We start from the raw sequence: 21,507 nt of genomic DNA on the forward strand, positions 1-21,507 counted from the left end.
ATTAATATGCAGTTTCAAGGGCAAATTTTAAAAATGACGAGCTACGATGCGAAGCCGATTCAATACTATCTTAATCTTTCAGGTGATCTGATTCACATGAATGAACTTTTTGGAAAGGAGCTAAGCATAAAGCATATAGGGTTTCAATGTGTAAACTGCGGGGAGGATAAACCTGTTTACAGGATGGGCTTCTGCAAAAATTGTTTTTTTGAAAGCCCGTATGCCAGTGACACAATTATCCGTCCGGAACTTTCTACTGCACACCTGGGAGTTGCTGAACGTGACCTTGAAGTGGAAAAAGAAATTCAGCTTCAGCCTCACACTGTTTATCTGGCTTATACGGGAGACGTAAAAGTAGGAGTAACCAGAAACACCCAGATTCCTACCAGATGGATTGACCAGGGGGCAACTTTTGCCCTGCCGATCGCCAGGACAGACAATCGTTATGAGGCTGGAATGATAGAAGTCGCCTTAAAGAATCATTTGCCTGATAAAACCAATTGGAGGAAAATGCTTCAGGATGATTTTGAAGGAGAAATAGATCTTGCGGATTTCAGACAAAAGATTAAGGAATATTTCCCTGAAGATTTCCAGAAATTCTACAGAGATGGAGAAGACTTATGGATGTTCGATTATCCTTTTGAAAAACCGGAAAAAGTAACTTCTTTTAGCTTGGACAAAAAACCCGAGTTTAAGGGGAGGCTTACCGGAATCAAAGGACAGTATTTGGGATTTGAAGGCGGAAACTTCATTAATGTAAGGGGACATGAAGGATACCTTATTGAATTGGAAGTAAAAAATAAATCCTAATATATATCACCAATAAAACCAGATCACAAATATGAAAAAATGGGTTAAAAAACTATTAATAGGGTTCGGGATTTTTGCTGTTCTTCTTCTTATTGCAAATTTCGGACTGAATTTATGGCTTAAAACCCAGCTTCCTGATTATATTAAGAATCATTCGGATTATAAAGTATCCTATAAAACACTGGATATAGATCTGGGAACCGGAAATATTTTTGCTACAGGGATCGCTGTCAATAACAAAGATCCTCAAAATAACAATGTTATAGGACTTCAAGGCACCATTGATACTCTGAAAATTAGCCGGTTGGGTATTTATGATGCTGTTTTCAACAAAAAAATAAGCTCTTCTGACCTCTTGCTGGCAAGACCCCGTCTGAATGTAACCCTGGCTAAACCTGTTGATCGCAAAACAGGCAAAAAAAGAAATCCCGTTTTATTTGAAAACATCAGGATCAGCAACGGAACAATTACTATTTTCAGGCATACCAGACAGAAATTTTTATCAGTACAGGAACTGGATTTATTAGTTGAAAACCTACAGATGACCGAGGAATCTGTAGAGAATAAATTACCGGTTGTTTTTGACCACTACAGTATTAAAGGTAAAAACTTTTTCTTTCGTCCGGATAATGTATATGCAATAACTATAGGATCTATACATACAACAAACGGACAGATGTCGGTTGTAAATTTTAAGTTGGTTCCACTTTTATCTTTTGCCCGGTTTAAAAAATTCTATCCCCAAAAAGCCAGATTGTTTGAATTCTCCATTCCCAGGATGGATTTTAAAGATATTGTTTTAAATAAAAATAAGGTATCCCTTGCCAATGCCGACTTTAAAAGTCCTGTTCTTACCGTTTACAATACCGGAATCAAAGCAAAAAAAACAGAAAAAAAAATCTGATTTTGAGGTCAATCTTGAAAATGTAAAATTGAACAACGCCGTAGTATACATTAATAAGCCGGATGGAAACAGGCTCTTGTCAGCAGCACATCTTAATTTGAATATTAATAAACTGATGTTCAACAAAGACACTTCTGAACGAGTCATTCCTATCGGATATAAGGACTTCACATTTTCAGGAAAAGATATTGTGTATACCGATCACCAGAATATCAATATTGGAAGCATCGCCCTAAAACCAACAAACGGTGAACTCAGGGATATTTCACTTACACCGGGAAACTCTGCGGATGGGAAAACCAATATGGGTATAAAATCCGATCATATTGCCTTTCATGTCAATAAACTGGATTTTATTGATAAAAAACTGATGCTGGATGTCAAAGATCTTCTTATAGAAAATGTAAACGGAACACTCCATGGAAGGGAAGGTAAACCTGATGTTTCTAAAAATCCGGGTATTATTCATTCCCTGATCGTGAGAAAAGCTTCTTTAAAAAACTCGAATATTACCTATGATAAAGGAAAACAACCTCTATCTTTTCATGATCTGAATGCTACGTTTAATGATATTGAGCTTATTCCCGGGCCAAATGGAAAGGGGGTTTCCTTCCAGGTTAAAAATTATTTTCTCACCACCCGTAATTTTGCTTATAAAACCCGGTTTTACAATATTAACCTTGGCCTGCTGAAACTTAACAAAAACAGGATTCAGGCTAATAATTTTGCCATGAAGCCGCTCGTTTCGAGGGCGCAGTTTATCAAAATGATACCTGTTGAAAGAGATTTATATGATTTAAAGGCAGGACAGATCACTGCAGAAGGAAACTGGGAGCTGTTTTCTCAGCATAAATTTGTTAACGCTTCGCATGTGACCATCCAATCTGCAGATGCTAATATTTTCAGGAGTAAAATTCCCAAGGATGATCCTAAAATAAAAGCCCTGTACTCGAAAATGCTCAGGTCTGTTAAAATTCCGCTGACTATTGCGGATATGGATCTAAAGAATTCAATCCTGGTATATGAAGAAGACACTCCCGAAAGTATGGGCCCTGGAAAACTGACATTCAGCAACTTTAATATGAACGTCAAAAACCTGAATTCTGCCAAGACGAAAGGAAAACCTACAAAAGTTGATATTAAAATCAACTGCTCGTTTATGAACCTGGCCCCCCTTTCTGTAAACTGGAATTTTGATGTGGCAGATCAAAATGATGTGTTTGCTATTTCGGGAAGAATTGCTGGACTTCCGGCGAAAGGAATTAACCCTTTTATCCGTCCTTATCTGCATGTGACTGCTACAGAAGGGACAATTCAGGAACTGTTGTTTAATTTTAAAGGAAATCCGGCAGGATTGCACGGAACATTCAATATGAAGCATAAAGACCTGAAAATTGCTGTTTTAAATAAAAATAACCATGAAAAGAAGGGCCTTTTAACTGCCGTGGTGAATGTTTTTCTTAAATCGGATTCAGGAAGTTTTCCCGAATCTGTAACGGTGGAAAATGTTGAGCGTGACCCTACAAAATCATTTTTTAACCTGTTCTGGAAAGGAATTGAACAAGGTTTAAAGAAAACGCTGATTGGCACTAATGTGGAAAAAACAGAGAAGAAAGTGAAAAATGCTGTTTCCTCTGTAAAAGAAATGAAAGAATCTGTCAGGGAAATAAAGCAGGAAATAAAAAATAAGACTACGACGTCACCGTCGCGGGAGAGTAAAAAAGAGAAAAAGGGATTTCTGAAGGGGCTCTTTAAAAAGAAAAAAAGATTCGGCTACAGAATAAATTTTAAACCATTAAGCGTTCTAACGGGCTGCTCTAATCAATTGGCGTGAAAAATTTTTTAGTTAAAACGGTCTTAATGGTTTAAAAATATATTTAGTCAGGTGCGCTATCTAAAAATTAAATTCGTCACTTTCAAGAATGGGAATTTCTCTTAAAAATTTGTCAAATTCTTCACCAGGATAATTGCTGTCTGCTCCGTAAGAATCGATGATCATTCCACGATTTCCGGCATCGTCTTTTACCACATAAAGTACAGCATTATCATCAGGATTACTATCCCCCTCAAAACGATAGGTCTTTAAAATCGTGAGTTCATTGGGCTTATAAATTTTGTCAGAATTTTCAAACTTCATTTCACAACTTTCATTCATCCTGAATTCTCTATGAATACCTCTTTCGGAAAGGGTTTTCATGACCTGGCTTAAGGTGGTCATTCTGTCTATGTTTTCTGGATTTTCCATAATAATATTTTTTACAGATAAGTACAATAATTAAACCATACCCTTCCTGATATGAGAAAAATAAAGGATTATAATTTCTTTAAAAATAAAGTTGAATGTTAACAAAATTTATAATTCGGCAACTTCAGATAGGTATACTTTTTGCAATGGTAATAATAATAAATCAGGAAAATATGAAAAAAGAAGTTGGAGTTTTACTGGCAGGAGGAGTTGGTCTTTTGGCAGTATTGAGTTTAATAGGAATTAAGAAGATTTTGACTAAAAAAGATAAAAAATATAGTGATACCTATTCGGATTATCACAGACACTTTGATCAAACAAACCACGACGATGAAACTCACGGAGTGGAATTTTACGCGCTGAAGTAGTAAGAAAATATATTTAATTATGTTTAAATCCAACGCTTTTGAAGGTGTTGGATTTTTTTGTGGAAAACTTTAGTGTTAAAACTTATTATTTTATAAAAATTCCACTCTAATTTTACATCAGAATGGCAAACGAAAATTTCATAAAAGGTCAGGGAGCTCAGCGAAACGTTATCAACCGTTTCGACAGGTATACCTATGAGCCTGATGATGAAGATTTCGAAACCGTGAAAACCTCTTTTACGGAGGTTTTTCCGAAAACCATTGTCAACCAGGTGAAGAGCGAAGATCTTCCTATGGAATATTCTATGAATCCGTACCAGGGATGCGAACATGGTTGTTCTTATTGCTTTGCAAGGCCTACCCATGAATACTGGGGCTATAGTGCGGGAATTGATTTTGAAAGAAAAATCATGGTGAAAAAAAATGCACCTGAGCTTCTCGAAAAAATTTTTTCAAAAAAGAGGATACAAAGCAGCTCCGATTTTACTCTCCGGAAATACGGACTGCTATCAGCCCGCAGAAAGACAATTTGAAATTACCAGAAAATTACTGCAGCTTTGTCTTGACTACAGACATCCTGTCAATGTCCTGACCAAAAATGCACTGGTGTTAAGGGATATTGATATTTTAAAACCTATGGCAGAACAGAACCTGGTATCGGTATCGCTAAGTATTCCCACAATCAATGAAGAGCTTAGAAGAAAGATGGAGCCCAGAACAAGCTCTGCTTCCAACAAATTGAAAGCTATAGAAATTCTTTCTGAAAATAAAATTCCTGTCCATGTTATGGTAGCTCCTATCATTCCTGGATTAAATAGTGATGAACCGCTGACAATATTGAAAACGATTTCTGATGCAGGAGCATTGAGCTTTGGCTATACACTGGTAAGGCTTAATGATACGGTGGAACCTGTATTTGTCAATTGGATTGAAGCTCACTTTCCGGACAGAGCCCAGAAAGTATTGAATCTGATTCGTTCTATGCGTGGCGGAAAACTGGGGGATAAAAGATATTTTGAAAGACAAAAGGGAGAAGGAAACATTGCTGAAATGGTTCATACTACTTTTAAAATTGGCAGAAAGAAGTTTTTTGAAGGAAAGGAATTTCCCAAACTTTCAACTGCAAATTTTACGGGAAGCCGGGATCAGCAACTAAGGCTTTTTGATTAAGTGAAATTAATAAAAAATGAGGCCATATCAAGTGATGCGGCCTCATGTATTTCATTTTGAGTCGTTTTACATATCACTGCTTATGTCCGGACATTTAAAATCGTCACTGCAGCCTGCACAAATTAATGTACCATTACAATAATACATACAGAATTCAGCTCCCGGAAGTTCTGTGCCTCCGGAAATACCTTTTAATTGGTCTTTTCTTAGTTTTTTTTAAATTTTTCATATTGTTTTAATTAAAAAAATTGATAGTAAGGTAAAATTAACTAAATATTTTAATTAATATAGAATTAATATGTTAAAAATAAAAAATAATAAAGAATAGGGGGATATATTGCTATTTAAAAGTGATTTTATTAATTAAGTATTTGATTAATAGTTAAATAAATGTTATTTTTAAACAGGCATATCTGAAAAGGCCTATGAGTAAAAAAAAACATACATTAAAAGCTAATGAAAAATTTCAAAAAGACTTTCCAGAGAAGAAAAAAAAGAGGACCGTAGCAGGAGATATAGGGCCTGCCTATTGTTTTGAGGGAGAGGGGCCGGGCACAGGGGGCTGTTCTGCCGGGTATATTTGTTCAGGAGGACAATGTGTTCCTTACGTAGAGAATCCGGGAACCGGAGGAGGTAGTCCGGGAAGTGGAGGTGGAGATATGTATACCTGCATATGTCCATGGGGAACTTTTACACAATCTACACCTTGTCCGCAGTATTATTGCATAATGGCATAATGAATAGAAAAATAGTCAGTAATTCAATTACTGACTATTGTTATAATTACTTCTTAATCAAGCCTAGTTCTATCAGCCTTTCATGTAAGAATTCTCCTGCTGTTGTATCTTCGTACAATTTTGGATTGTTTTCGTCAACACAGTTGTCAAGAGCATTTAAAGACATGCCACTGATGGGATGCATAAAGAAAGGGATTGAATATCTTGATGTACTCCACAACTCTCTTGGAGGGTTCACCACTCTGTGGATCGTAGACTTCAATTTATTGTTGGTATGTCTTGATAACATATCTCCAACATTGATCATCAGCTCATCCGGCTCTGCAATAGCATCAATCCATTCCCCGTTGTGGTTCTGAACCTGAAGGCCTTTACCTTGTGCTCCCATTAAAAGGGTAATCAGGTTGATATCTCCGTGTGCTGCTGCTCTTACTGCATCATCCGGCTCTTCTGTGATAGGTGGATAATGAATAGGTCTTAAGATAGAATTTCCTTCTGCGATTTTGTCATCAAAATAAAATTCATCTAAATCAAGGTGAAGGGCCAGTGCCCTCAAAACATACTGCCCTGTTTTTTCGAGCATTTGAAAGGCTTCTTTTCCTACTTCGTTGAATTTCGGAAGTTCTTCAACGATTACATTGTCAGGATACTCTGTTTTGTATTTGGAATCTTCAGACAGATATTGTCCGAAGTGCCAGAACTCTTTTAAGTCCCCTTTTTTGAAACCTTTTGCGGTTTCTTTACCAAATCCTACATACCCTCTCTGGCCACCAATTCCTGGAATCTCATACTTTTGTTTAGTTTCCACAGGCAGCTCAAAAAAGTTTTTAACCTCTCCATACAGTTCATCTACTAGTTGGTCATCAAGAAAATGGCCTTTTAAAGCTACAAAGCCAATTTCTTCATAAGCTTTTCCGATTTCATTTACAAATTTCTGTTTGCGTTCCGGGTTGCCCGAAAGGAAATCACGCAGGTCTACACTAGGTATTTTATCCATTTATAGAAATTTACGAGTAGCAAAATTACATTTTTTTTTAAATTAAATGATTTTAAAATCATTATTTATAAGTTAAATTTGCTGTATGAAAAAAATATTCTTCTAAGAGAAGTATCCAAATACTTGCACATCTTCTTCAGCAGTACGGAATAGAAGATGTTGTGATCTCCCCGGGATCAAGAAATGCCCCTTTGGCGATTCACTTTTCAGAAGTGGATGGCTTTAACTGCTTCAGCATCGTAGATGAAAGAAGTGCAGCTTTCGTAGCGATGGGAATGGCAAAAAGTGAAAAAAAACCTGTTGCCATTACCTGTACAAGCGGTTCCGCTGTGGTTAACTATTACCCTGCGGTCACAGAAGCATTTTATCAGAATATCCCACTTTTAGTGTTAACGGCTGACAGGCCAACGGATTTCGTGGATATATTTGACGGGCAGACAATCAGGCAGAAGGATGTATTTCATCAGCACTCTTATGGTGATTTCCAACTGCTGGAAGACAGTAAGGAAGGAGCAGAAGATATTAATTTCGACACGATTAAAAAAGCGATCGAACTTTGTTTTGAAAAGCAGGGGCCGGTCCATATCAATATACCGCTGGAAGAACCTTTATATGAACTGGTTTCTGAGCTTCCGCCTTTTCCTACCGTTGAAAAAACCATCAGACATAAAGAATATGAAATTCCATCCAACCTGGTTGCAGAATGGAATACTTCTCAGAGAATCATGCTGCTGGTCGGAACAAGGGATTACAGCCCCGAACTGGAAAATCAATTGACTCAGCTGGTAAAAAACCACTCTGTAGTGGTATTAAGTGAAGTGAATTCCAATTTATACCACGAGAAATTTTTCAGGCATATTGATCGTTATATCTTTAATTTTACCGAAGAAGATTATAAAACATATGCCCCGGATCTTTTTGATTACAGTAGGACAAAATGTGGTTTCCAAAAAAGTAAAACAATTTTTAAGAAATGCACGTCCGAAGCAACACTGGCATTTGGATGAGGTATGGCAGCCTGATACGTATTTTTCTTTAACGGAAAAGATTGAAGTGAAACCTGAGGTCTTTTTTTCTAAATTATTGAAATATATTAATCTTGAACCAAGGCCTTATTTCAACCTTTGGGATGTTTTAAGGGATAAAAAAGATGCAAAGCATGAACAGTTTCTAAATACGGTTGAGTTTTCAGATTTTTATTTCTTCAATAAAGCTTCACAGACCATTCCTGAAAATTACAATATCCATTTTGCCAATTCTTCTGCTATCAGATATGCACAATTGTTTGATTTCGGTAAAAGAAGAATGTATTGCAACAGGGGAACAAGCGGAATTGACGGGTCTACTTCTACAGCAATGGGATTTGCGATTAAAAATGCGAATCCAACCTTGCTGATAACAGGGGATTTAAGTTTCTTTTATGACATTAACGGCCTTTGGAACCAATATATTCCTCCATTTGTACGGATTATGATTTTCAATAACGGAGAAGGAAATATCTTTAAGATTATTCCGGGACCCGGCAATGCCAATCCGAACACATTAGATGAGTTTATTGCGACAAAGCACCGCAAAACAGCAGAGTATTTGGCAAAACACTTTGGATTTTCTTACATTAAGGTGGAAGATGAGCTTACTCTGGACAGGGTTCTTGAGAATTTCTTTAAACCTGATGTGCTGCCTAAAATACTGGAAGTCAATACTTCCGGAAAGAATAGTGCTGATATCCAAAAGGCTTATTTTAACTTTATGAAAGAAAGCTAAAGGTCAAGATATTCTTCATTTCCCGGCAGGTTGATTATTCTGTCAATAGGATAAATAAACATATCGTCGAAATCATTTAAAGCATTGATGATCTGAAAGTGGGAGAATTGCTTTATGTTCTGTAAGGTAATCTCAGTCTCTTTGATCTTTTTATGCTTTAAAAGATTTTGCCTCTGCACTCCGTTTAAAAGATAAGAGTTAGGCGTAAACCAATCTTTTCCCTTTAAAAACAAAAGGTTAGAAAAAGAAGTATCGGTGATGTGGTTATTTTTGACAATAATAATTTCTTCCGCTTTTGCCTTCATTTTCATTTTATCCAGTTCTTTGCGGTCTTCAAATTTGAAGGAGTAATCGAAGCTATTGTTTTCTACCAGCTGGAAATCGTTAATTTCAGGGATCGCATAGGGAATCATCTGGGTCCTGATTTTTTTATCAAGATCATAGGCGATTCTTAATTTGAAAAGACCGTCTTCATCATGCTGCAGGCTTTTGAATATTTTGGCAAGATCAATACTTCCTTCTTTTCCAAAGTGAGAGAACGTTTGATCTACACGTTTCTGATGCAGTTCCAATAAGAAAATTTCCTGGTCTTCTACCTTAATGCTTTCAATGAATTGGGACATAAATTTTGTTTTTCATTTCCTGATATTCGTCTTCTAATTTACTCATGTGGGTAATTCCGCCACCGCTTTTGAAATAAAGCTGATCTCCTTCTTTTTCAATAAAGCGTATCATCACACAGCTGTCGACATTTTTACCGTCAAACCAGCCGCAAACTCCTGTATAATAGCCTCTTTTATATCCTTCGGCCTCTAAAATGATCTCCAGTGTTTTGGGTTTTGGAGCTCCTAAAATAGAACCGGCAGGAAGTAATTTTTGCATAATGCTTCCTATTTTTCCATCAAATTCTGGTTTCAGCTTTCCTGTAATTTCAGAGCTCATGGCGTACAGATCTTTTTGTTGTGTCTTGATAAAATCGATGTGCTGAAATTTATCTACAGTCACCTCATCAGCCACCATACTCAGATCATTTCTGAGCAAGTCTACAACAGTATAATGTTCAGCCTTTTCTTTTTTATCATTTTTCAATACTTCTGCGGCGTTTTTTCAGGGAGGCATCAATCGTTCCTTTCATTGGATAAGTTAAAATTTTACCGTCAATGATTTTTACAAAAGTTTCCGGAGAAAAAAATACAAAAAAATCTTTATAAAAAACTTTATATTTTGCAACAGAATGATAAAAAATTTCTTCCAGTGTTAAATTGGTTTCAATTTTGGTCTTCCGGGTATAATTTACCAGATAAGAATTACCCAACCGGATATTTTTTTGAACTTTGTCAAAACCTGTTTTAAAACTTTCAAGGGTTTCAGGAAATGATTTCCATTCTATTTTTTTTTGTGAGTTCAGGATGTTTTTTTTATAGTGGAAAAGTGTTGAAAATCAATGATTAATCCTGATTGTTCAATTTCTTCCTTTCGGTATATTTCTACTTTCCCGGAAAGAAAGTCTACCATGAAAAAATAGGGAACCTTCTGAAGAGAAAGCTCATCCATTTCTATAAATTTTTGATGATTCACTGAAAACATTCGGCAAAAATAATTATTGATGTTTACTTTTGCATAAAATTTTTAAAATGCAGAGCAAATATCCTCAGAAACCGGGAATAGATTTTATATTGAAGCAGGCTTTTTTTTTATTGGAATAAAACACTGGTTTTTCAGTTGATGTTTTCAATGGTCTTTTTTGGAATTTTCCTTACCTCTTTATTTTTCTTTGGTGCGAAATATGGAATTTGGGCACAAAGCCAGGAATTAACAGAAGCCCTTAAGCTGGGAACCAAAGCTTATATGGAAAAGATCACCGAGCTGAGCGCTACTGAAAATTATCAAATGTTTACCTATGCAGTATGGGGAACAACCGCTTTTCTGTATCCTTTAAATCTTGGGCTGTTTCAGATCTTCAGAAAAATAGATATGAATGAGAAAGTGGAGCTTGGAGATCTGTTTGTAGGGTACAATGGACTCAACTTTTTCAAATATCTGGGTTATTACGTGTTTTGGTTCCTGATCTATAGATTTACTATTCCGACTTTATTTCTGGCAGTAGTCTGGGTGGCGATGACGGTGTTTGTTGCGCCATTGATGTTCTTTGCCAATAAAAGGATTTTTGAAGCGATCTCCTTAAACCTGAAGGCGTTAAGGATGTATTTTATTGAGATAATGGTGTGTATAATCGTAGCCGTATTGTTCAAATATCTGGGGTTCACTTTGTTTTTTATTGGAGGTCTTTTTACCTTTCCTTTTTGGAATGCAGTGATTTATTCGCTTTATAAAACGGTTTTTTCAGAGAAATACTAAATTTTACCTTAGTTTAATATGTTTTTTTACCAAAAAAAGTTAAATTTGGTAAAATCATTAAATATTTAAACTATGTCTGAATTTAACGAATTTGATCAGCAAGGTTCTGTTCCCAACAGAGATACGGGATCGATTATTTCGCACGCTTTTGAAATGTATAAAGGAGTCTTTGGCTATGGTATCGTTGCTATGGTTATTTATCTTGTAGGAGGTTTTATTATCCAAACGGCTACGGGATTCAATTCAACGGCTATGGTAGAAGAGATGAGAACTTCCGGTGGAGACTTCAGCTACTGGAATGCTCCCGGATTTACAATGTATGCTACATTATCCAGCTTTTTCGGGCTTTTATTGGCGCCTTTATATGTGGGACTGATTTATATTGTAAATAAATTCAATACTAAAAACCAGATTGAGTTTTCCGATTTGTTTATTGGATATCGTCAGAATTTTGTTAATATTTTAATTTATAGTATCCTTTCGGGGATTATCTCCACAATTGCTTTGGCATTATGTGTGTTACCTATTGTTTTTGTGTATCCGTTTCTTTTAATCGGATATCCTATTTTACTTTTTGAAAATGCTTCCGCCACTGAGGCCTTAGGAAAATCCTTCAGCATTGCCAAGGAAAACTATGGTACATTTTTGCTAACCACTCTTCTGGGAGGCATTATATCTGTAGCCGGAGTAATTCTTTGTGGATTCGGTATAATTTTGACAGCTCCGTTTATTATGATTGTCATGTATTCTACTTATTGTGCTTATTTAGGAAAGCCGAGACAGATCATGTACAAGCAACCTTAGAATTTTAACAAATGATGAATAATAAAGACAAACATGTAAGCAGTGTTGTTATCAAACAGATTTCTTTGCTGGCCATTATCATAGTGCTTGCCGGACTGATCTGTTTTAACCTTTCATTGTTTATTCCTTCGGTTTTAGGGGCAATTACCATTTATGTTGTGTGCCGTAAGTATAATTTTTATTTACAGGAAGAGCGAAAATGGAAGCCTTCACTTGCTGCTTTTGCCCTGATGTTTGCCAGTCTTATTATTCTTATTTTGCCTATTTATTTTATTGCCGACCTGCTTATTGATAAACTTGGAAATGCACAGGCTTATATGGCCAAATTCAATGTGTTTCTTGACAAGATACATGCCTATATTTATTCAAAAACCAAGTTTGATATCCTCAGCCAGGAAAATATGAATAAGCTGAAGAATTCTGTAGGTAAGATTTCTACCTCAGCTCTCAGCGGGACATTCAATACATTAACCGTAGTGATATCCATGTATTTTATCCTTTATTTCATGCTGGAAAAACCACGGTTGTTTGAAAGGATCCTTACTTCTTCAGCTCCTTTAAAGAGGGCAAACATCTCTTTAATCGGCGATAAATTAAGAAAATTAATCATGGCCAATGCTATCGGAATCCCTGTTGTGGCAGTTGGCCAGGGGATAGTTGCCGTTATTGGTTATTTCATTTTTGGAGCACCGGGGCCTGTTCTGCTTTTTGCACTCACGGCAGTATCCTCCGTGATTCCGGTGGTAGGAACCGCTATTGTGTATGTTCCCGTATGTATTTTTATGATTGCAGAAGGAAATACAGCACAGGGAATTGGCCTGGCAATTTATTGTGTGGTCGTGGTAGGGCTTACAGATAACCTGCTCCGTTTCACTCTTTTGAAGAAGCTGGAAAATATACATCCGTTGAATACGGTATTCGGGATTATTATGGGGATGAATCTTTTCGGATTTATGGGGCTTATTTTTGGGCCGATCTTAATCTCATTTACCCTTCTACTGATCCAGGTATACAGAAATGAGTTTTCTGATGAAAATGTGCCTCCTGATCTTGAGCTGCCTGTCCAGAATGACCTGAATGATAAATTAATTTAATTTTTTAAAAAATTGGAAGGAATAAACCCGGAAATATTAAAAGAGATTTGTATTGTTAAAATGCCTTTTGGTAAATACGAAGGAACAATTCTTGCCGATCTTCCGGTAAGTTATCTGGAGTGGTTCCTCCGGAATGGAGGAATGCCTAAAGGGAAATTAGGGATGCAGCTCTCAACAGTTTATGAGATCAAATTGAATGGTTTGGCAGATTTGCTTACACCAATCAGAGTCATGGTCAGAAATGGAAAATAAACAGAGATCAGTTACTATAAAAGTTGCGGCATCGAAGATGCCGCCGAAACTTTTATAGGTAAGGAAATGGAATTAGCTTTTCAAAGCTGCAATTTCATCCCTCAGCTTAGCTGCTTTTATAAAGTCGAGGTTTTTGGCTGCTGCTTCCATTTCTTTTTGTTTCGATGCAATCATCTTATCAATATCTTCACTGGCGTAGTTGGCTTTTGTTTCTGCAACCTTTTGAAGAATTTCTTTCTGGGTATATTTTTCATCAGGAAAATCTTTACTTCTCCCGACAAGGCTTTCGGATATCTTTTTATTAAGTGCCTGCGGTTTCAGACCATGCTCTTCGTTATATTGCATTTGCTTGGCACGGCGGTATTCTGTCTCATCTAAAGTAGCCTGCATAGACTTGGTGATTTTGTCTGCATACATAATGGCTTTCCCATTGACATTCCTTGCTGCACGTCCCACCGTTTGGATCATGGATCTTCTGCTTCTCAGCATTCCTTCTTTGTCGGCATCTAAAATTGCTACCAATGAAACTTCCGGTAGGTCTAATCCTTCTCTTAGCAGGTTGACACCAATTAAAACATCAAAAAGTCCTAAACGTAAATCCTGCATAATCTGGATCCGTTCCAGGGTCTCTACATCGGAATGGATGTATCTCGTTCTGATTCCGAATTTGGTAAAGTACTTGGTAAGCTCTTCAGCCATTTTTTTGGTTAAAGTAGTGACCAGAACCCTTTCGTCAACATCCGCTCTCTTCTGGATCTCTTCCATTAAGTCATCAATTTGGTTTAATGTAGGTCGTACTTCAATAACAGGATCCAGAAGTCCCGTAGGACGGATGATCTGCTCAATATAGGCGCCTCCGGTTTTCTCAAGCTCATAATCGGCAGGCGTTGCAGAAACATAGATAACCTGATTCTGCATAGCCTCAAACTCTTCAAATTTCAGAGGTCTGTTATCCATTGCAGCAGGGAGTCTGAAGCCATATTCCACTAAGGATTCTTTCCTGCTCCGGTCTCCGCCGTACATGGCGTGTACCTGGGGTACTGTTACGTGGCTTTCATCAATAACCATTAAAAAGTCTTTGGGAAAATAATCAATCAGGCAGAAAGGCCTTGTTCCGGGAAGTCTCCCGTCCAGATATCTCGAATAGTTCTCAATTCCAGAGCAATAGCCAAGTTCTTTGATCATTTCAAGATCAAGTTCAGTTCTTTCCTGAAGCCTTTTAGCTTCCAGCGGCTTTCCAATAGAATTGAAAAAGTCAACCTGCTTTACCATATCATCCTGGATTTCCTTTATGGCTCCGTTTAAGGTTTCCTTGGAAGTCACAAAAAGATTAGCCGGATAGATCTGGATCTGATCAAAATTACTATCTACGTTGCCGGTCACAGGATCAAAGCTTTGAATCTTTTCAATCTCATCACCAAAAAACTGGATCCTGATGGCGTTATCTGCATAGGCTGGGAACACATCAATTACATCTCCTTTTACACGGAAGGTACCTCTTTGAAACTCATTGAGTGTTCTGGCATAGAGCGCATTAACTAAAGAATGAAGCAATGCGGTCCTGGTCACTTTTTCACCGATTGCAATAGAAATTAACGACTTATGAAATTCAGTAGGATTTCCAATACCGTAAATACAAGATACAGACGCGACAATCAAGACATCTCTCCTTCCTGATAAAAGGCTGGCGGTGGCGGAAAGACGTAGCTTTTCAACTTCTTCGTTAATGCTCAGGTCTTTTTCAATATAAGTTCCGGTTGTTGCAATATAAGCTTCCGGCTGATAATAGTCGTAGTAACTGACAAAGTACTCAACCGCATTCTCAGGAAAGAATTCCTTGAACTCCATAAAAAGCTGGGCAGCCAGTGTCTTGTTATGGGCCAATACCAATGTTGGGCGTTGAACATTCTGCACCACATTGGCAACAGTAAAGGTTTTCCCTGAGCCTGTCACCCCGAGAAGAGTCTGGTATTTTTCACCGATTTCTATTCCCTTAGTCAATTTTTCGATTGCTTGAGGCTGATCTCCGGTAGGTTTATATTCTGATTGAAGCTTAAAATCCATAGAAAAGAATGTATACAACAAAAATACGAAAGAAATTATTAGACTTGATAAAGTTTTGAAGATGAATATTTTGATAAGAAAAATTTAACAGATTGCAGTTATAATACTGGCAGGTGAAGTCATTATCGTATTGCTCACAGAAAAATGTTAAGAAATGGAATAGAAAAAACGGAATTTACAGGCATAAAAAAAGCGCTGAAAAGCGCTTATCTATTATTTAAAATTCTCAAAGGTCATTGTTGCGGGAATCTTTAATGAAGTAGCTATTGCTTTGCCATTTTTAGTAGCAGGCTGCCAGGTTGTTTCATTGCTTATTGCTGTTATTGTTTTAAGATACTCTTTGTTGAAAACTTCGTCATTACCTGAAGTTGTTATTTGAGTTGCTTTACCTGTTTCATCAATTTGGATATATGCTGTTGAGGTAATTGTCCCTTTTAATGGATTTATTACCGCCATATCCATGGTGTTGCCTATTTTTTTTTCGTAGCTCGGCATTTCCTCCCGGATATTTTGCTTCTACAAAGTCCTTTCCGTTGCCGGAATCTATTGTAGCGTTTGCTTTTGGTTCCTCTTTAATGGCTGTTTTAGGAGTAATCGTATCTGATACCATCTTCTGCTCTTCTTTCTTAAGGACTTCTGCTGTTGCGGGCTTAAGGACTGTTGACTTTTCATCACGAGCCGGTGATTCTGAACTTATCTCATGCGAAGTGCCTGTTTTAACAGGGTTTATTTGCTGAGAAGATATAGCAGAAGTGTTATGGTTGTTAAAAACAGACACTGAATTATTGGCGTATGTTTTTTCAGAAAATACAGCGATGGCTGCAATCAGTGAAGTAATTCCTGCGGTTTTCTTAAGCAGGCTGAATTTTGTTTTTTTTGTGGTCATCATAATAAATCGTTTTTTGGTATTGTTAAAATTAAAGGTATGGGTAAGCGGTAAGCTTTGAGTATTGATGATTTCGTCAAGAATAAGATTCTGATACTCCCTGATGCTGAATTGATTTTTCAAAACAGCTTCATCTGCCAGAAACTCATGGTTCGTAACAATAGTCTTTTTATATAAAAACAGAACGGGATTAAACCAGGTGAAAATCTTTAATACATCTATCAATATAAGATCAAGGCTATGTTTTTGGGAAATATGGCTTTTCTCATGGAGGAAAATTCTTGGGTCTATTTCATCTTCTTTAAGATAGGCTCTCCCTAAATAAATCGTATTCCAGAAGCTAAACGGAGAAAGATTTTCATTCGTTAACAGTACCCGTTGTCCTTTATAGATGATTGTATTTCCTTTTATTCTTATAATCTTCAGAACAGCAAATATGCTCCTGAGCAGGAAAAGCAAAGTTATAGCAGCGTATATAATCCATAGTACACTCATCCAGTGTAAACCTTCAGGTTCGTTATGGATAGCAATTATTTTTTGTGCCGTATCTTCAATGATGAGCTGCGGTCTGCTTATTTTCTCTTTCGGCAGTTGCAGGCTAATGCTAATAAACGGAATCAGATAAGAGAGTGCCAGCGAACCCAGTAAATAAAACCGGTTGAATCTATATATTCTCTCCTTTTCCAGAAACCAGTAATAAATGGCAATAAACAAAGAAGAACACAATATTATTTTCATGATAATGATAAGCATATTCATTCCTTTATTTGTTTATCAATGATATCACGAAGTTCTTTCAGCTGCTTCTGTGTAAGTTTTGAATTAGAGGTAAAGAATGAGGCAAACTGGGTTACCGAGCTGTTGAAAAAACGGTCAATCATGGAAGTCATTTCTTCCTTGAAATATTCTCCTTTTTCTACTTTTGGGTAGTATTCACGGGAATTTCCATAAAGTGTATAGCCTACTAAGTCCTTGTTTTGCATTCTTTTCAGTAAGGTGGCAATTGTGGTAGCTGCAGGCTTAGGGTCGGGGTAAGCCTCCAGGATATCCTTCATGAAAATATTTTTATTCTCCCAAAGGATTTCCATCAGTACTTTCTCGGCGTCGGTTAATTTGATATCTTTCATTCTACAGCTTTGTATTTTGTTCTACAAATGTAGAATAAAAAATTGTATTATACAAATTTTATGGCATTATTTTTCTATTTATCTTTATAACACTAATCATAATGTTATGAAAATCAATCAATTTTATATTGCAGCTGTGAGTGTCTTATTGATGTTATCATCATGTAAAGAAGGCCATGCCAATGCACAGCAGATAGGAAGTGACGGGAGTGTGGAAACCGAAAAACCAAATTCTGAATATCAGCCAGCCTTTAAGGGACAGACAAGAATTAAGGCTGTAAAAACAAAAACACCTTATAAAGTGGAAGTTTTGAATAAAGAACTCGGAAAGCCATGGGGAATTATTAATCTGCCGGACGGGAGATTTCTCATCACTGAAAAAACAGGATATATGAATGTGGTTTCCAAAGATGGAAAACAGGTTTCTAAAATTACCGGTTTTCCAAAAGTAGACGCAAAAGGGCAGGGAGGAATGCTGGATGTAGCGCTGGATCCTGATTTTAAAAACAATAATATTATTTACTTCAGTTTCTCAGAACCGTTTGGAAAAGGAAACCTGACTTCTGTAGCCAAGGGAACATTATCCCCTGATCTTAAAAGTATTTCCGGAATCAAGGTTATTTTCAGGGCAGAGCCTTCCTATGATGGTGATAAGCATTATGGAAGCCGCCTGGTTTTTGATAAAGATCAGAATTTATATGTAAGTACGGGAGAAAGATCAGATAAAGTGACAAGAGTATATGCTCAGAAAACGGATAATTATTTAGGTAAAATTATGAAGATTACCAAAGAAGGTTTGCCGGCACCCGGAAATCCTTTTATTGGTAAACAGGGGTATAAACCGGAAATTTATGCCTATGGATTACGGAACCCGCAAGGATTGGCCCTGGATCCGCAAGGAAATCTCTGGGATGTTGAAATGGGTCCCAGAGGAGGTGATGAAATTAACCTTATCCGGCCGGGGAAAAATTACGGCTGGGGAGATGTGACATATGGTATTGAGTATTCAGGAGACCAGGTAGGACAGGGGATTACGCAGAAAGCGGGGACAGAGCAGCCGGTATACTATTGGGATCCCGTAATTTCTCCAAGCGGAATAACATTTTACACAGGGAATATTGACGAATGGAAAGGCAACCTGTTTATTGGATGCTTAAGTGGTGAACATATCGACCGGATTGTAATGAAGGATAATAAAGTGGTAGGGGAAGAGCGTCTTCTTGCCGATCAGAAAGAGCGTTTCAGGGATGTACTGGACGGCATGGATGGAAATCTCTACGCTGTAACAGATAGCGGAAAATTATATAGAATTTCAAAGAAATAAAAAAGGCCTGCTGAAAAATTTTCAGCAGGCCTTGTTATAAGGAAACAGGAGTTCGGAAGAGGAAGCCCTTACAGTCATGATAATAAAAACTCTTCCAATCTTCTTAAAATTTAAAATTAAGTCTGGCAAAAACCTGTCGTCCGGCAAATCCCATTTGTACGGGATCGAAAATGCCTCCGGATTCGGTATTTCCGGTTGATACCTGAGTGGTTTGTAATGTAGGGTATCGGTTGAATAAGTTCTTACTCCCCAAAGTCAGATTCAGGTTTTTAGAAAACTCGTATCCAAAAGAAAGATCCGTTGTTACCTTTGGGTTGTATATCTGTTCAGCATCATCATACCCAATTAATGTAACCTTATCAAACCTTACCAGCTGAAGATTTGCATTGAACCTATTGATCTTATAGTTAAGATTAAGGTTAATCTTTGTTTTAGGAGCTGAAGCCAGAATAAAAGCTCTTTCCCTGGCACTTAAATAAAACGTCTTCCTTACCCTGCAGTTTGGGTGAAGTATTGATCTGGGTAATTTCCATATCATTATAGTTTCCGGCTAAAGTTGCCGTTAATTTCCCTGAACCTAAACTTTCACTGTAACTCAGGATAAGGTCAATCCCTTTGGTTCTTGTGTCAATGGCATTGGAAAAAAATTGCGCCTGATCAATATAAGGATAATCATTCTGGACATCGGTAGGTAAATCATCTCTTGAGAAATTTCCTGTCAGAACGATTCTGTTTTTTACACTGATATAGTATCCGTCAATCGTTGCGGTGAATTTTCCCGTATTAAAAGTAAATCCGGCACTCCCGTTTACAGATGTTTCCTGCTTCAGCTGTTCAATACCCAATCTGTTGGCGAGATCACTATCATTCGACGCCAATTGGATGGTAACCAACTTCCCTCCCTGAAAGTTCGTGAACTGCTGGCTGTAATATTTCTGAGCAAGAGAAGGGGCTCTGAATCCTGTAGAGACAGATCCGCGGAAGGCAAATTGAGGAGTAATTGCATACCGTGTAGCAAATTTACCGTTTAAAGTACTTCCAAAATCATTGTAATTCTCAAATCTTCCGGCTATACTTATCATCCAGTTTTTGGTAACATCCAGCTCAGTATCTACATAAGCTGCAAAATTATTTCTGCTTTTACCAATATCAGTAGAATAACCGGGGAATCCTTGTGAACCACCCGGCCTTATGTTATCTTCCGGATCGGCAAGAGGGTTGGTTACCAGTAAATTACCTGGAGTATCAGGAGTTACAGGATTCCCATTGATATCATACATGGTATAAGACGCCTCTTCTCCTTTAATAATATTGAATTTTTCATATCTGAATTCTGATCCGAATGCAATATTTAATCCTTCAAGTACCTTAAACTGTCTTACAGCGTTAAAACCTGTTGTGTTTTGCAGTAATGAATGCCCGCCGGCATAAAATTGAGTCGGGGATTTAGAGCCTAGAGTCGCATTGACGGTATTGGTTATGTCATACGTAAATCTGTTGTTTCCAAAGGCATTATAAAAATCCACATCCCAGTTGGCCACTTTAAATTTTAAACCGTTATCGAAGGTGAAGTCACTGATGCTTGTATCTTCAATAGGATCAAATCCCATCGGATAGATATCCGGAACGTTCCCATTAGCTTCAGGGGTTCTTGTCCAGGCATAAGCCTTGGTATTTCTGTGGGAAAATCCCTGACGTGAATAAAATTTCAGGCCGTCAGATAATGGAAGTTCAATGTTTCCGAAGAAATAGACATTCTGAGCTTTGGCATCTCCGAAACGTTGCCTTGGAGCATTATACATTTGAGGGTTAGCATTCCTGATTGCATAATCTTTGTTGACAAATTCTGCAGTAAAGTTTCCAAAACCTCCTTTGTTGCCAATTTTTGTACCCAGGTTTCCACTGAAGTCAAAAGTGATTCCATCTGCTTTATGGTCTGATACAACATCATTATTGCCGGGACTTTTTAAAAAGGTTCATTCCGTAAAATGCATTTCCTTCAAAACCCTTATCCCGGTCATTAAGGATTACATTGATTACCCCTGCAATTGCGTCAGAACCATATTGTGCTGAAGCTCCGTCGCGAAGGACTTCGACTCTTTTTATAGCTCCGATCGGGATGGTATTCATATCGTACCCTGTATTTCCTCTTCCTTTGGTTCCAAAAAGATTAATCAAAGAAGACTGATGGTACCTTTTTCCATTTAATAAAAGAAGGGTTTGATCAGGTCCTAGCCCTCTCAGTGTTGCCGGATCTACGGCGTCTGCACCGTCTGATCCGGATTGTTTGTTGGAATTGAAGGAAGGAGCCGCAAACTGTAACAGTTGGTTGACTTCTACCTGGCCTGTTGCCTGGCTGGCTTGTTTGATGTCAATGATATCAATGGGAACCGGGGTATTCGTAACCGTTCTTTTCTTATTCCGGCTTCCCGTGATGGCAACTTCATCTATCTTAGATTCCTTTGTAATGGTATCGTTTACCTGTTGGGCATATGATAAGGTAGAGGCCCCCAGTAAAACAGCGCTTATGTATTTTATTTTCATATTGAAGCTTTTGAGTGGTGATTTACTCAAAATTATCATTTTTTATTTTTAAATCAATA

Annotated in this window: 20 protein-coding genes and 3 pseudogenes; 12 read left to right on the forward strand and 11 right to left on the reverse strand. The window is 37.4% G+C overall.

Annotated elements, in window-relative coordinates; genetic code table 11:
• The first annotated feature begins 6 nt into the window (after window positions 1-6).
• From HX13_RS15520 to HX13_RS15530, 3 genes are read left to right on the forward strand one after another with little or no spacing between them, the layout of a single operon-like run.
• Complete coding sequence (locus HX13_RS15520) at window positions 7-810, forward strand: DUF2797 domain-containing protein (protein WP_050021828.1); 804 nt, start codon at window positions 7-9, stop codon at window positions 808-810.
• Between the two features lie 31 nt (window positions 811-841).
• Entirely contained in the window at window positions 842-1,714 is an 873-nt protein-coding gene (locus HX13_RS24540) for a hypothetical protein (RefSeq protein WP_050021829.1), read from the forward strand.
• Window positions 1,715-1,742: 28 nt separating this feature from the next.
• Window positions 1,743-3,548, forward strand: coding sequence for a hypothetical protein (locus HX13_RS15530; protein ID WP_238555391.1), 1,806 nt, complete (start codon window positions 1,743-1,745; stop codon window positions 3,546-3,548).
• A gap of 60 nt (window positions 3,549-3,608) precedes the next feature.
• On the opposite strand, the gene HX13_RS15535 is transcribed toward HX13_RS15530, so the two are convergent.
• On the reverse strand, window positions 3,609-3,959 hold the full coding sequence (locus tag HX13_RS15535) for a hypothetical protein (RefSeq protein ID WP_050021905.1): 351 nt from the start codon (window positions 3,957-3,959) through the stop codon (window positions 3,609-3,611).
• Window positions 3,960-4,132: 173 nt separating this feature from the next.
• Between HX13_RS15535 and HX13_RS15540 the strand changes: the two genes are divergently transcribed.
• The 3 genes and pseudogenes from HX13_RS15540 (at window position 4,133) to HX13_RS15550 (ending at window position 6,234) form a co-directional block, all read left to right on the forward strand.
• Window positions 4,133-4,327, forward strand: a complete 195-nt coding sequence (locus tag HX13_RS15540) for a hypothetical protein (RefSeq protein ID WP_050021906.1) — start codon at window positions 4,133-4,135, stop codon at window positions 4,325-4,327.
• Window positions 4,328-4,449: 122 nt separating this feature from the next.
• Window positions 4,450-5,497, forward strand: a pseudogene (locus HX13_RS15545) (PA0069 family radical SAM protein).
• A 425-nt stretch (window positions 5,498-5,922) separates the two neighbouring features.
• Window positions 5,923-6,234 (forward strand): hypothetical protein, encoded by a 312-nt coding sequence (locus HX13_RS15550; protein WP_050021831.1) that lies wholly within the window; start codon window positions 5,923-5,925, stop codon window positions 6,232-6,234.
• A gap of 46 nt (window positions 6,235-6,280) precedes the next feature.
• Here HX13_RS15550 and HX13_RS15555 read toward each other — a convergent pair whose 3' ends face one another.
• Complete coding sequence (locus HX13_RS15555; RefSeq protein ID WP_050021832.1) at window positions 6,281-7,231, reverse strand: isopenicillin N synthase family dioxygenase; 951 nt, start codon at window positions 7,229-7,231, stop codon at window positions 6,281-6,283.
• Between the two features lie 113 nt (window positions 7,232-7,344).
• Here HX13_RS15555 and menD point away from each other — a divergent pair.
• Window positions 7,345-8,995 (forward strand): annotated as a pseudogene (gene menD / locus HX13_RS15560) (2-succinyl-5-enolpyruvyl-6-hydroxy-3-cyclohexene-1-carboxylic-acid synthase).
• Here the strand turns inward: menD and HX13_RS15565 are convergent.
• The gene (locus tag HX13_RS15565) at window positions 8,992-9,618 is read right to left on the reverse strand and encodes an aminotransferase class IV (RefSeq protein WP_050021833.1); all 627 of its coding nucleotides are present in this window, start codon (window positions 9,616-9,618) and stop codon (window positions 8,992-8,994) included. The pseudogene menD and the gene HX13_RS15565 sit on opposite strands and share 4 nt — an antisense overlap.
• Window positions 9,602-10,582: pseudogene (locus HX13_RS15570) on the reverse strand (aminodeoxychorismate synthase component I). Before HX13_RS15570 ends, HX13_RS15565 begins: the two are co-directional and overlap by 17 nt.
• A 138-nt stretch (window positions 10,583-10,720) precedes the next feature.
• On the opposite strand from HX13_RS15570, the gene HX13_RS15575 reads away from it, so the two are divergent.
• The 4 genes from HX13_RS15575 (at window position 10,721) to HX13_RS15590 (ending at window position 13,503) form a co-directional block, all read left to right on the forward strand.
• Window positions 10,721-11,353, forward strand: coding sequence for a hypothetical protein (locus tag HX13_RS15575; protein ID WP_410493145.1), 633 nt, complete (start codon window positions 10,721-10,723; stop codon window positions 11,351-11,353).
• Between the two features lie 72 nt (window positions 11,354-11,425).
• Window positions 11,426-12,157: a beta-carotene 15,15'-monooxygenase gene (locus HX13_RS15580; protein WP_050021834.1), complete on the forward strand. Its 732-nt coding sequence runs from the start codon at window positions 11,426-11,428 to the stop codon at window positions 12,155-12,157.
• A 14-nt stretch (window positions 12,158-12,171) separates the two neighbouring features.
• Entirely contained in the window at window positions 12,172-13,251 is a 1,080-nt protein-coding gene (locus tag HX13_RS15585) for an AI-2E family transporter (RefSeq protein ID WP_082129257.1), read from the forward strand.
• 21 nt (window positions 13,252-13,272) lie between these two features.
• Window positions 13,273-13,503: a DUF3820 family protein gene (locus tag HX13_RS15590; RefSeq protein ID WP_050021907.1), complete on the forward strand. Its 231-nt coding sequence runs from the start codon at window positions 13,273-13,275 to the stop codon at window positions 13,501-13,503.
• A 72-nt stretch (window positions 13,504-13,575) separates the two neighbouring features.
• On the opposite strand, the gene uvrB is transcribed toward HX13_RS15590, so the two are convergent.
• The 4 genes from uvrB to HX13_RS15605 form a co-directional block, all read right to left on the reverse strand.
• Window positions 13,576-15,567, reverse strand: coding sequence for an excinuclease ABC subunit UvrB (gene uvrB, locus HX13_RS15595; RefSeq protein ID WP_050021836.1), 1,992 nt, complete (start codon window positions 15,565-15,567; stop codon window positions 13,576-13,578).
• Window positions 15,568-15,780: 213 nt separating this feature from the next.
• Window positions 15,781-16,029, reverse strand: coding sequence for a hypothetical protein (locus HX13_RS22155; RefSeq protein ID WP_128572444.1), 249 nt, complete (start codon window positions 16,027-16,029; stop codon window positions 15,781-15,783).
• Window positions 15,965-17,212 (reverse strand): M56 family metallopeptidase, encoded by a 1,248-nt coding sequence (locus HX13_RS15600; RefSeq protein WP_050021837.1) that lies wholly within the window; start codon window positions 17,210-17,212, stop codon window positions 15,965-15,967. Before HX13_RS15600 ends, HX13_RS22155 begins: the two co-directional genes overlap by 65 nt.
• The gene (locus tag HX13_RS15605; RefSeq protein WP_050021838.1) at window positions 17,209-17,580 is read right to left on the reverse strand and encodes a BlaI/MecI/CopY family transcriptional regulator; all 372 of its coding nucleotides are present in this window, start codon (window positions 17,578-17,580) and stop codon (window positions 17,209-17,211) included. The genes HX13_RS15600 and HX13_RS15605 overlap by 4 nt, the downstream gene beginning before the upstream one ends.
• A gap of 106 nt (window positions 17,581-17,686) precedes the next feature.
• Here HX13_RS15605 and HX13_RS15610 point away from each other — a divergent pair, with 106 nt between their 5' ends.
• On the forward strand, window positions 17,687-18,904 hold the full coding sequence (locus HX13_RS15610; protein WP_050021839.1) for a PQQ-dependent sugar dehydrogenase: 1,218 nt from the start codon (window positions 17,687-17,689) through the stop codon (window positions 18,902-18,904).
• A 103-nt stretch (window positions 18,905-19,007) separates the two neighbouring features.
• On the opposite strand, the gene HX13_RS24550 is transcribed toward HX13_RS15610, so the two are convergent.
• The 3 genes from HX13_RS24550 to HX13_RS24560 all read right to left on the reverse strand — a co-directional run bounded on the left by HX13_RS24550 (window position 19,008) and on the right by HX13_RS24560 (window position 21,448).
• A complete protein-coding gene (locus HX13_RS24550; protein WP_238555395.1) occupies window positions 19,008-19,442 on the reverse strand; it encodes a TonB-dependent receptor in 435 nt (144 codons plus the stop codon).
• Entirely contained in the window at window positions 19,336-20,706 is a 1,371-nt protein-coding gene (locus tag HX13_RS24555; protein WP_238555396.1) for a TonB-dependent receptor plug domain-containing protein, read from the reverse strand. The genes HX13_RS24550 and HX13_RS24555 overlap by 107 nt, the downstream gene beginning before the upstream one ends.
• A gap of 148 nt (window positions 20,707-20,854) precedes the next feature.
• A complete protein-coding gene (locus tag HX13_RS24560) occupies window positions 20,855-21,448 on the reverse strand; it encodes a TonB-dependent receptor plug domain-containing protein (RefSeq protein ID WP_238555397.1) in 594 nt (197 codons plus the stop codon).
• Window positions 21,449-21,507 lie beyond the last annotated feature (59 nt).

The organism is Chryseobacterium sp. P1-3, from assembly GCF_000738495.1.
Classification (GTDB): Bacteria; Bacteroidota; Bacteroidia; order Flavobacteriales; family Weeksellaceae; genus Chryseobacterium; species Chryseobacterium gallinarum.

Excerpts from the sequence above, each read along its gene's own strand:
- HX13_RS15520 (WP_050021828.1), top strand. The coding sequence starts at position 7 with ATGCAGTTTCAAGGGCAAATTTTAAAAATGACGAGCTACGATGCGAAG.
- HX13_RS24540 (WP_050021829.1), top strand. The coding sequence starts at position 842 with ATGAAAAAATGGGTTAAAAAACTATTAATAGGGTTCGGGATTTTTGCT.
- HX13_RS15535 (WP_050021905.1), bottom strand. The coding sequence starts at position 3,959 with ATGGAAAATCCAGAAAACATAGACAGAATGACCACCTTAAGCCAGGTC.
- HX13_RS15540 (WP_050021906.1), top strand. The coding sequence starts at position 4,133 with ATGAAAAAAGAAGTTGGAGTTTTACTGGCAGGAGGAGTTGGTCTTTTG.
- HX13_RS15550 (WP_050021831.1), top strand. The coding sequence starts at position 5,923 with ATGAGTAAAAAAAAACATACATTAAAAGCTAATGAAAAATTTCAAAAA.
- HX13_RS15555 (WP_050021832.1), bottom strand. The coding sequence starts at position 7,231 with ATGGATAAAATACCTAGTGTAGACCTGCGTGATTTCCTTTCGGGCAAC.
- HX13_RS15565 (WP_050021833.1), bottom strand. The coding sequence starts at position 9,618 with ATGTCCCAATTCATTGAAAGCATTAAGGTAGAAGACCAGGAAATTTTC.
- HX13_RS15575 (WP_410493145.1), top strand. The coding sequence starts at position 10,721 with ATGTTTTCAATGGTCTTTTTTGGAATTTTCCTTACCTCTTTATTTTTC.
- HX13_RS15580 (WP_050021834.1), top strand. The coding sequence starts at position 11,426 with ATGTCTGAATTTAACGAATTTGATCAGCAAGGTTCTGTTCCCAACAGA.
- HX13_RS15585 (WP_082129257.1), top strand. The coding sequence starts at position 12,172 with ATGAATAATAAAGACAAACATGTAAGCAGTGTTGTTATCAAACAGATT.
- uvrB (WP_050021836.1), bottom strand. The coding sequence starts at position 15,567 with ATGGATTTTAAGCTTCAATCAGAATATAAACCTACCGGAGATCAGCCT.
- HX13_RS22155 (WP_128572444.1), bottom strand. The coding sequence starts at position 16,029 with ATGGATATGGCGGTAATAAATCCATTAAAAGGGACAATTACCTCAACA.
- HX13_RS15600 (WP_050021837.1), bottom strand. The coding sequence starts at position 17,212 with ATGAATATGCTTATCATTATCATGAAAATAATATTGTGTTCTTCTTTG.
- HX13_RS15605 (WP_050021838.1), bottom strand. The coding sequence starts at position 17,580 with ATGAAAGATATCAAATTAACCGACGCCGAGAAAGTACTGATGGAAATC.
- HX13_RS15610 (WP_050021839.1), top strand. The coding sequence starts at position 17,687 with ATGAAAATCAATCAATTTTATATTGCAGCTGTGAGTGTCTTATTGATG.
- HX13_RS24550 (WP_238555395.1), bottom strand. The coding sequence starts at position 19,442 with ATGATATGGAAATTACCCAGATCAATACTTCACCCAAACTGCAGGGTA.
- HX13_RS24555 (WP_238555396.1), bottom strand. The coding sequence starts at position 20,706 with ATGTATAATGCTCCAAGGCAACGTTTCGGAGATGCCAAAGCTCAGAAT.
- HX13_RS24560 (WP_238555397.1), bottom strand. The coding sequence starts at position 21,448 with ATGAAAATAAAATACATAAGCGCTGTTTTACTGGGGGCCTCTACCTTA.